Here is a 9,108-nt window from a genome sequence, read left to right on the forward strand (position 1 = left end):
TATACAGCTGTCATTACGACAGGCACTTGAAGATTGTCCGGGTTTCCACGCCCGCATCGCTGAAAATCGGCGACCCAAGAAGCCTAAAGGGCAGTGTTTCCAGGAACAATCAGACGCGTGTCGACAGAACATGTAGGGTATTTCGTCAGGCTAGGCATCACCAGCTCTGATTCGTAGGAAATTTCTGAACAAATTGCCGGATCCGCACTACGTATCAGCCCGCAACATGCCTACCATATCCCTAGGGACCCCCTTCCTTTAGAATGGCCTATACCTGCATAAGATGCTGAATTGCCATCACTTTAGAAAAAACAGCGGGTAGCCTGCATAAAGGCTTCAAAGAAACGGTTCAAAGCTAGGGATTTCACATGTGTTCTAAGAATCACGGCGTTGCTGACACACCGTTGGTGACAGTGATCATCGCGTCCTACAACCACGCGCGCTACATCGAGGCAAGCATCAACAGCGTCATCAACCAGACCTACAAGAACATCGAGCTTCTGGTGGTGGATGACGGCTCCAAGGACGAAAGCCCAGCAGTGCTCAAGCGGCTTCAGGAACAGCATGGCTTCGATCTGCGCTTCCAGGCCAACCAGGGCCTGGCACGCACCCTCAACGACGCGATTGCACGCGCCAAGGGCGACCTGATCGTGCCTTTCGGTTCAGACGACATAATGCTGCCCCATCGTATTGCCACCCAGGTGGAGTACATGAACGGCAAGCCCGAGGTAGGCATCTGCTCGGCCAACATCGAAACCATCGACCAGAACGGCAACGTGATGGGCGCCCGCGAGCAGCGCAATCGCAACCTGCCCTTCCGCCGCCTGGACTTCGACGACCTTTTCCTCGACCGCAAGCCAGGGCCAATGGCAGCCACACTGATGCTGCGCCGTGAGGCGCTGGAAAAAGTGGGGGGGTTCAATGCCGATATCCGCCTGGAAGACGTGTATATCGAACTGTCGATCGCACGTGCCGGTTATTTCATCGACGTACTGGGCGAGGTGCTGGCGCAGTACCGCGACCACCCGACCAACACCTTCAAGAACGGCCGCTTCATGGTGGACAACGTGCTGCGCACCTTTGCAGTGTTCAGCGACCACCCGCAATATGAGCAGGTGTGCATGAGGTTCCGCAACTCCATGGTGCTCAAGTATGCCAACCGCGATAAGGCATTGAGCCGGGAAATCCTATCGGAGATCCCGCTCAAATACTGGAACCGCAAGACCTTGCGCGGTATATGGCGGATGGTCAGCTCTTAAGCAGAGCGGCTGCGCTTCCAGTGGATCAGTGATTGGCCATAGACCAGGGCCATTGGAATCCAGATCAGAAACCAATGCTCCTTCGGGCGCGACATGAAGGCACTGCCTTCGGTCAGGCCCGAAGCGAAGCCGAAGATCAGCCAGGTTGCCGCAATCATCACACCTGGGTGTTTGCGGTAAACCCAGCAGAAGTACATGGCCAAGGCGTAAAGCGCCATCCACAGCACCAAGCCAACGACCCCACCCGCGTAAAGCACTCCAAGCTCGATGTTATGCGGGTCGGCAAGCGTCTTGCCCAAGCCCGGAATGATGATTGTCATCGGCGAATCGAAGCCGTGGCCCAGCCATGGGTGTTCGCTGATCTGGCGCAGTGAGTCCAGCCAGATGGCCGGGCGGTGCGAGACACCACGCTGGGTAATCGCTTCAGGGTAGAGCAGTACCACACTGACCGCTACGAGACCGACCACAGTCAATGCCAGCCCGGTGCGTCGACGATCACCGACGATCAACAACCAACCCAAGGCTGCTGCCAGGCCTATCAACGGCGTGCGGGACCCGGTCGCCAGGATTGCCATTCCCAGCACGGCGAGGCAAACCAAAGGCAATGGGCTGAGCGCACTACGCGCCTGGAACCAAGATGCGAGCCAGAATGCAGCGAAGGCGCCGAATACATGCGCCGTCAGCAACGGGTTATACAACGCACCGTAGCCATTCAGGCGCCTGCCTGCCAATACGGGGGTTTGGTAGAGAAAAACTACCAATGACACACCCGCCGCCACCGCAACCACTATAGCGGCCAAGCGCGTCCATCGATCCAATTGCTCCGGGCTGCGCAGGCTGATGATACCTGCGGCCAATAGCAACATCGCGATATAAAGCGGGCGCTTGAGCAAGCTGCTGGTGGAGTTTTCAGTGTCGGACCACGCGATGCTCAGAAGGGTGTAGCCACTGAAAACCAGGAACGCCAAGAACAGCGGATTGCAAACCAGCGGTTTGAGCAGGTGCCGCTGCCTGATCAGTATCACAAGCGTTGGTGCCGCCAGAAAAATATAAAAAAGCTTGTGATAAGCAGTGCGGTCCCAAGCCCAGAACATTCCCGTAAGAATGATGAACCAGCCTACGGGCAGCAGGTAAGTACCAATCAGGCTTCCAAAGCGCTGAACCGGGCTCTGATCCGAAACATCAACTGACATCTAACATACTCATGCGGAGGGCTCATTCCCTATGTCCTACGCGATTTCAGTTGCGTGATGCCTGCAACCGTGACAAATCGCCATTCTTTGAGCGAGAGCGGCATTGCCGCCCTCGTTCCTATCTCAGCCGCGAATCTCTGCGACCACCGCCGCCAATGCCGCTGCCGGGTCTGCCGCCTGGCTGATCGGCCGCCCGATCACGAGGTAGTCCGAGCCTGCATCCAGTGCCTGGCGCGGGGTCAGGATGCGACGCTGGTCATCCTGGGCACTGCCGGCTGGGCGAATGCCAGGCGTCACCAGTTGCAACGAGGGGTGTGCAGCTTTCAACGCCGGTGCTTCCAATGCCGAGCACACCAACCCGTCCATGCCAGCCTTCTCGGCCAGCGCAGCCAGGCGCAACACCTGCTCTTGCGGGTCTACATCCAGGCCGATGCCGGCCAGGTCTTCACGCTCCATGCTGGTCAGCACGGTCACGCCAATCAGCAAGGGCTGGGGGCCGCTACGCTTGGCCAGGACTTCGCGGCAGGCCGACATCATGCGCAGGCCACCGGAGCAGTGCACGTTGACCATCCACACGCCCATTTCGGCCGCGGCTTTAACGGCCATGGCAGTGGTGTTGGGGATGTCATGGAATTTAAGGTCGAGGAACACCTCGAAGCCTTTCGCGCAGAGGGTTTCGACAATGCCCGAAGCGCTGCTGGTGAACAGCTCCTTGCCAACCTTTACCCGGCACAGTGCGGGGTCGAGTTGGTCAGCCAGCTTCAGGGCGGCGTCACGGGTGGGGAAATCCAGGGCGACGATCAGGGGCGTCTGGCAGGCGGACATGGTGGGGTCTCTTGGTAATTCGTAAACGGCGCGCATTGTAAACGAAGTCGCCTCGCCTTGGGGGCCACAGGCCATCAGAATTGGCCCGGCGGAGCACCCCTCCTATAATTGAACCAACGGGCAACGCGGTCGCTCAAAATGGGTACTGGCGAAGCCTCAAAGCGCATAGGAGAACGACAATGCCCTGGTATGCCTGGCTGATACTCATCTTAGCCCTTGGCTCGATCGTGGGCGGGTTGATGATGTTGCGCGATACGGCAAAGAAACTGCCATTGACCGAGGAACAATTGAAGAAGGTACACGAGCGCAACGCCGAGGCCGATGCCAAGGATGCGCAAGACCGCTAGGTTGCAAGCGATGAGGCCGGGGCAGGCGACACGCCGCCCCGGCCCACTCCCCTACTCGACTGCCAATTTGTCCCGATTGCGCTCCATCAGCGCATTGCCAATCCCTTTGATCTCCAACAATTCATCCACTGAAGTGAACGCACCGTGGGCCTCCCGATAAGCCACAATGGCCTCGGCCTTGGCCTTGCCGATACCATTGAGCTCCTTCTGCAAGGTCAGCGCATCGGCTGTATTGAGATTGAGCTTGGCTGGGGTGGCAGGCAACTGGCTGACCATCGGCACCGGTTCCTTCGGTACAGTGGCCGTAGCAGGCGCCGCGCTGATCGAAAACGACAGGCCGGCAAACAGCGGCATCAGCAGATAACTGAGAACGGTATTGCGCATGAAGGTCACTCCTGTGAGGTGAGTTTGAATGCAGCAAGCTCCTTGGCTGCCCACTCAAACTAGCGGCTCGCAGGCCATTCGCCCAGCGGTCGCCGCCGGGGAATGGTTACCAGATTAGACGTCACAGCATGTTGCATGCCTGCCGGGTAAAAGCTCCCACAGCAGGCGTGCACAGAACGTTCACTGTCAGAAGATCGTGTCGCGCAGCACCCGTTGCAAGTACTGCCCGTAGCCGTTCTTGGTAAGCGGCGCGGCCAGCCTGGCCAACTGCTCTGCATCAATCCAGCGCTGGCGGTAAGCCACTTCTTCTGGGCAGGCGACCTTCAAGCCTTGGCGGCGCTCGATGGTGGCAATGTAACCGCTGGCTTCAAGGAGGGAATCATGGGTGCCGGTATCGAGCCAGGCATACCCACGCCCCATCACCTCCACCGACAACTGCTCACGCTCAAGGTACAAGCGGTTGAGGTCGGTGATCTCCAGTTCGCCTCGCGGTGAGGGCTTGAGCCCTTTGGCCATCTCGATCACGTCCTGATCGTAGAAGTACAGGCCTGTCACGGCGTAGTTGGACTTCGGCTGTGTGGGCTTTTCTTCCAGGCTCAGGGCCTTGCCCTGGCCGTCGAACTCCACCACGCCATACCGTTCGGGGTCGGTCACGTGGTAAGCGAAAACGCTGGCGCCTTCGCGCCGGCCCATGGCTTCGAGCAACAAGGCCTGGAAGTCATGGCCGTAGAAGATGTTATCGCCCAGCACCAACGCTGAAAGGTCGTTGCCAATGAAGTCTTCGCCAATGATGAAGGCCTGTGCCAGCCCGTCTGGCGAAGGCTGCACCGCGTAAGTAATGTTGATGCCCCACTGATGACCATCCCCTAGCAACTGCTCGAAGCGCGGCGTGTCCTGCGGGGTAGAGATGATCAGGATGTCGCGAATACCCGCCAGCATCAGCGTGGTGAGCGGGTAATAGATCATCGGCTTGTCGTAAACCGGCAGCAACTGCTTGGAAATCGCCAGCGTGGCAGGGTGCAGGCGTGTGCCCGAGCCCCCGGCGAGGATGATGCCTTTGCGGTTGATAGTGCTCATAGGTTGTAAATCTCTGTCAGGCGTCCGTGGCTATTTGCCAGCCATCTTTTTGCCATTATAGGGTAGCCATCCACTTTCAGCGCCTTTACACCGAGCGCCCGGTGTAATTCTTCTCGACCCATTCACGGTAGCTGCCCGACTGCACGCCTTCGACCCAGGCCTGGTTATCCAGGTACCACTGCACGGTTTTACGAATGCCGGTTTCGAAGGTTTCGGCCGGCTTCCAACCCAGCTCACGCTCCAGCTTGCGGGCATCGATCGCATAGCGGCGGTCGTGGCCAGGGCGGTCGGTGACAAAGCTGATCTGGCTGGCATAGGGCTGCCCATCGGTCCGCGGGCGGAGCTCATCGAGCAGCGCACACACACGGTGGACGATGTCCAAGTTGGGCATCTCATTCCAGCCACCTACGTTGTACACCTCACCCACCTGCCCTGCTTCCAGCACACGGCGGATGGCGCTGCAATGGTCCTTGACGTAAAGCCAGTCGCGAATTTGCTGACCATCGCCGTACACGGGCAGCGCCTTCCCGGCCAGGGCGTTGACGATGATCAGCGGGATCAGCTTTTCGGGGAAATGCAGTGGGCCGTAATTGTTCGAGCAATTGGTGGTCAGCACCGGCAGCCCGTAGGTGTGGTGATAGGAACGCACCAAGTGGTCGCTGGCCGCCTTGCTTGCGGAGTACGGGCTGTTGGGCTGGTACTGATGGGTTTCGGTGAAGGCAGGCTCACCGGCTTTCAGCGAGCCATAGACCTCATCGGTTGAAACATGAAGGAAGCGGAAGGCCGCGCGCGCTTCCTCATCCAGGCCCTGCCAATAACCACGCACAGCCTCCAGCAGCTGGAACGTGCCTACAACGTTGGTTTCAACGAAGGCCTGCGGGCCATGGATAGAGCGGTCGACGTGCGACTCCGCGGCGAAGTTGAGCACTGCACGCGGCTTATGCTCGGCCAGCAGGCGTTGCACGAGCGGGCCATCACCGATATCGCCGTGCACGAACACATGCTGAGGGTTGCCCTCCAGGCTGGCCAGGCTCTGCAAGTTGCCGGCGTAGGTCAGCTTGTCCAGGTTGACGATGGTCTCGCTGGACTGGCTTACCCAGTCCAGCACGAAATTCGCACCAATGAAGCCGGCGCCGCCGGTTACCAGGATTGTCATAGGGTTGAACGCTTCTCGTGGCTGATGGTTGACGATTGATGGCGCAATTCTAGACGGGAATGGGATGGGAGTGTGCCGGTAAGACGTCGTTCACGCTTTTGGCAGTTGTTCTGTCATCGCCGGCGGGGCAAAATACGAATTCCTCTCAGGGAAAGCCATTTTGGCTCACAGGGATCGTCCATGCCGTATATTTCTCAATCGGTCGTTCTTGCGGCCGTGTTTGCTTCCGCATCTGTATGGGCTCAGTCCACGCAGGTTGTTGACCAAGTTATCGCACCGAGCGCGTTCTTGGGTGTTGACCTGCAGGGCAATTTCATAGCCGAGGTGCCAGAATGTGCAGCAGGGGATGAACGCCCTGACGAGCCTTGCCGGGTTGCTACCAACAAAGCGGGGGAATTTGAGGTGCGAGGACTGCCGTATTTGCCAATTTCGCCGGGCTATAAATTGTTCGCCACGGTGAATGATGGCACTGTCACTCAGCTAGTGTTGACCGGTAATGCTAATAACTTGTATCTAGTAAAAGAGATGCTCACGGACAAACTCGGCAAGCCTGCCACAAGTGCTACTCAATGGGTAAAACTACAGTCGGGCGCTTCGTATGAGGCTGACGCCTACAAGTGGAACACAGAGGGCGGCGCTGTTAATTTCGCACGAGACCCCGGAGATCTAGGCCGTTACTTAGTAACTTTCTCAAGTTCTAGCATTGGGACTGAGGTAGGCCAAAACAAAGCAGTTCCAGCACCTGAAAGCCCCAACTTTTAGGGATTAAACGGCCACCTCGCCGTGCAACAGTGAAGTCTCGAAATTTAGTTGACACTCAGGATTAAGGACTTAAACAAAACCAACGGATTTTAGGACTTTTTGCTACGTCCGCCGGGATTAAAGTCAAACTCGCATATAGCTGTTAGCTATCTTCTAGTCATCCGCAATTTGGATAGTGCAAGCTACTTGGTCAATTGAACGTAAGCGCTCCATGAACCCCACATTTAAAGCGCTTACCTGATCCCCGATGCTGTGCTCCCGATTTCTTTCTGGAGCTCGCCGACCATGATGCGACCCGACGCCAAAGTCGAAAAAGTGTACCTCTACCCCAAGCCTGTCGACTTTCGAAAATCCATCGATGGCCTGGCCGCGCTGGTCGAACTCGATATCAAGGTGGCGGTGTTCGACCCAGTGCTTTTCGTCTTCCTCAACAAGCCGCGCAACCGCGTGAAGATCCTGTATTGGGAACGCAACGGCTTCTGCCTCTGGCTCAAACGCCTGGAGTCCGAACGTTTCAAAACTTCACCCGATCCGACTGACGTCGCCATTGTCCTGACCGTTCAGGAACTGAACTGGCTACTCGATGGCTTCGACCTCTGGCGCAACCGTCCGCATCAGGTTTTGACGCCTCGATACGTCGCCTGATTCGGTATAATCCGCGGCATGATTTCCATGCCCGAAAACCTCCCTGACGATCCTGTTCTGCTCAAGCAACTGCTTGAGCAGATGATCAACGAGCGCGCGTCCGACAAGGGCAAGATCGTTCATCTCGAAGAGGAAGTTGCGCTGTTGCGCCAGCGCTTGTTCGGGCGCAAGACCGAGCAAACAGGCGATGCGGCGACACCACAATTGCCACTCTTCGACGAAGCGGAAAGCCTTGCCGAGTCCTTGGATGAGGCTGGCGACGAGGAAGTCGTTGCGCCGACCAAACGCCGTGGCAAGCGCAAGCCGCTGCCGGCTGATTTGCCGCGTATCGAAGTTGTCCACGAACTGCCCGAGCATGAACTGACCTGCGCTTGTGGCTGCCGCAAACATGCCATCGGTGAAGAAGTCAGCGAACAGCTTGAAATCGTCCCGATGCAGATTCGCGTCATCAAGCATGTTCGCAAGGTGTACGGCTGCCGGGACTGCGAGTCAGTGCCCGTAACCGCGGACAAGCCCGCCCAGATGATCGAGAAAAGCATGACCAGCCCGAGTGTGCTGGCCATGCTGCTGACCACCAAATACGTAGACGGCTTGCCGCTTCACCGCTTCGAAAAAGTGCTGGGGCGGCACGGTATCGATATCCCGCGCCAAACCCTGGCACGCTGGGTGATTCAATGCAGCGAGCACTTTCAGCCGCTGCTGAATCTGATGCGCGAAAGCCTGTTGTACAGTCGGATCATCCACTGTGATGAAACACGTGTGCAGGTGTTGAAAGAGCCGGGGCGTGAGCCCAGCAGCCAATCCTGGATGTGGGTACAAACCGGCGGCCCACCTGATCGCCCGGTGATCCTTTTCGACTACGCCACCAGCCGAGCGCAGGAGGTGCCGGTGCGCCTGCTGGACGGCTATCGCGGCTATGTCATGACCGACGACTACGCCGGTTACAACGCGCTGGCTGCACAGGACGGACTGGAGCGATTGGGCTGCTGGGCGCACGCGCGCCGCAAGTTCGTCGAAGCGCAGAAAGTACAGCCCAAGGGCAAAACAGGACGCGCTGACATCGCATTGAATCTGATCAATAAGCTCTATGGCGTCGAGCGCGACTTGAAGGACAGTGACGACGAAGATCGTAAGGTTGCCCGCATGAAGCGCAGCCTGCCATTGCTGACTCAGCTGAAAAACTGGGTAGAGAAAACGCAACCTCAGGTCACGACGCAGAATGCCTTGGGCAAGGCCATCGGTTACTTGGCCAGCAACTGGAGCAAATTGGAACGCTACGTCGAGCACGGCTACTTGCCGATGGACAACAACGCAGCCGAACGTGCGATCCGCCCGTTTGTCATCGGGAGAAAGAACTGGTTGTTCGAGTGCGATCCATGAACCCCACCTTCTAAAAGATAGGGCCTCAGCTTACCGTGGTATCTCTGGCGAGCAGTTCCATGGCAGCAAGGCTTCGTAGT

9 protein-coding genes and 1 pseudogene are annotated in these 9,108 nt (G+C 57.8%); 5 read left to right on the top strand and 5 right to left on the bottom strand.

The genetic code is table 11. From position 1 onward, the window contains the following. Positions 1–368 precede the first annotated feature (368 nt). A complete protein-coding gene (locus ACIPZC_RS24965; protein WP_400630154.1) occupies positions 369–1,259 on the top strand; it encodes a glycosyltransferase in 891 nt (296 codons plus the stop codon). On the opposite strand, the gene ACIPZC_RS24970 is transcribed toward ACIPZC_RS24965, so the two are convergent. After that, positions 1,256–2,452 carry an O-antigen ligase family protein gene (locus ACIPZC_RS24970; RefSeq protein ID WP_400630156.1) on the bottom strand — a complete coding sequence of 399 codons (1,197 nt, stop codon included), beginning with the start codon at positions 2,450–2,452 and terminating at the stop codon, positions 1,256–1,258. The genes ACIPZC_RS24965 and ACIPZC_RS24970 overlap by 4 nt on opposite strands. 123 nt (positions 2,453–2,575) lie before the next feature. Further along, positions 2,576–3,277 (bottom strand): orotidine-5'-phosphate decarboxylase, encoded by a 702-nt coding sequence (gene pyrF, locus ACIPZC_RS24975; protein ID WP_400630157.1) that lies wholly within the window; start codon positions 3,275–3,277, stop codon positions 2,576–2,578. Between the two features lie 179 nt (positions 3,278–3,456). Between pyrF and ACIPZC_RS24980 the strand changes: the two genes are divergently transcribed. Beyond that, positions 3,457–3,624, top strand: a complete 168-nt coding sequence (locus ACIPZC_RS24980) for a DUF2897 family protein (protein ID WP_400630159.1) — start codon at positions 3,457–3,459, stop codon at positions 3,622–3,624. 51 nt (positions 3,625–3,675) lie between these two features. Here ACIPZC_RS24980 and ACIPZC_RS24985 read toward each other — a convergent pair whose 3' ends face one another. The 3 genes from ACIPZC_RS24985 to rfbB form a co-directional block, all read right to left on the bottom strand. Then, positions 3,676–4,008, bottom strand: coding sequence for a ComEA family DNA-binding protein (locus ACIPZC_RS24985; RefSeq protein ID WP_400630161.1), 333 nt, complete (start codon positions 4,006–4,008; stop codon positions 3,676–3,678). 186 nt (positions 4,009–4,194) lie between these two features. Further along, positions 4,195–5,076: a glucose-1-phosphate thymidylyltransferase RfbA gene (gene rfbA / locus ACIPZC_RS24990; RefSeq protein ID WP_400630165.1), complete on the bottom strand. Its 882-nt coding sequence runs from the start codon at positions 5,074–5,076 to the stop codon at positions 4,195–4,197. Between the two features lie 94 nt (positions 5,077–5,170). Continuing rightward, complete coding sequence (gene rfbB, locus ACIPZC_RS24995; RefSeq protein ID WP_400630162.1) at positions 5,171–6,241, bottom strand: dTDP-glucose 4,6-dehydratase; 1,071 nt, start codon at positions 6,239–6,241, stop codon at positions 5,171–5,173. A gap of 180 nt (positions 6,242–6,421) precedes the next feature. On the opposite strand from rfbB, the gene ACIPZC_RS25000 reads away from it, so the two are divergent. From ACIPZC_RS25000 to tnpC, 3 genes and pseudogenes are all read left to right on the top strand, one after another. Then, positions 6,422–7,003 (top strand): hypothetical protein, encoded by a 582-nt coding sequence (locus ACIPZC_RS25000; protein WP_400630163.1) that lies wholly within the window; start codon positions 6,422–6,424, stop codon positions 7,001–7,003. Positions 7,004–7,288: 285 nt separating this feature from the next. Continuing rightward, a complete protein-coding gene (tnpB, locus tag ACIPZC_RS25005; protein WP_010954006.1) occupies positions 7,289–7,648 on the top strand; it encodes an IS66 family insertion sequence element accessory protein TnpB in 360 nt (119 codons plus the stop codon). An 18-nt stretch (positions 7,649–7,666) separates the two neighbouring features. Next, positions 7,667–9,025, top strand: a pseudogene (gene tnpC / locus ACIPZC_RS25010) (IS66 family transposase); the annotation flags it as partial. Positions 9,026–9,108: the final 83 nt, after the last annotated feature.

Origin of the sequence: Pseudomonas sp. NPDC089743 (assembly GCF_044748785.1) — a bacterium.
Lineage (GTDB): Bacteria > Pseudomonadota > Gammaproteobacteria > Pseudomonadales > Pseudomonadaceae > Aquipseudomonas > Aquipseudomonas putida_X.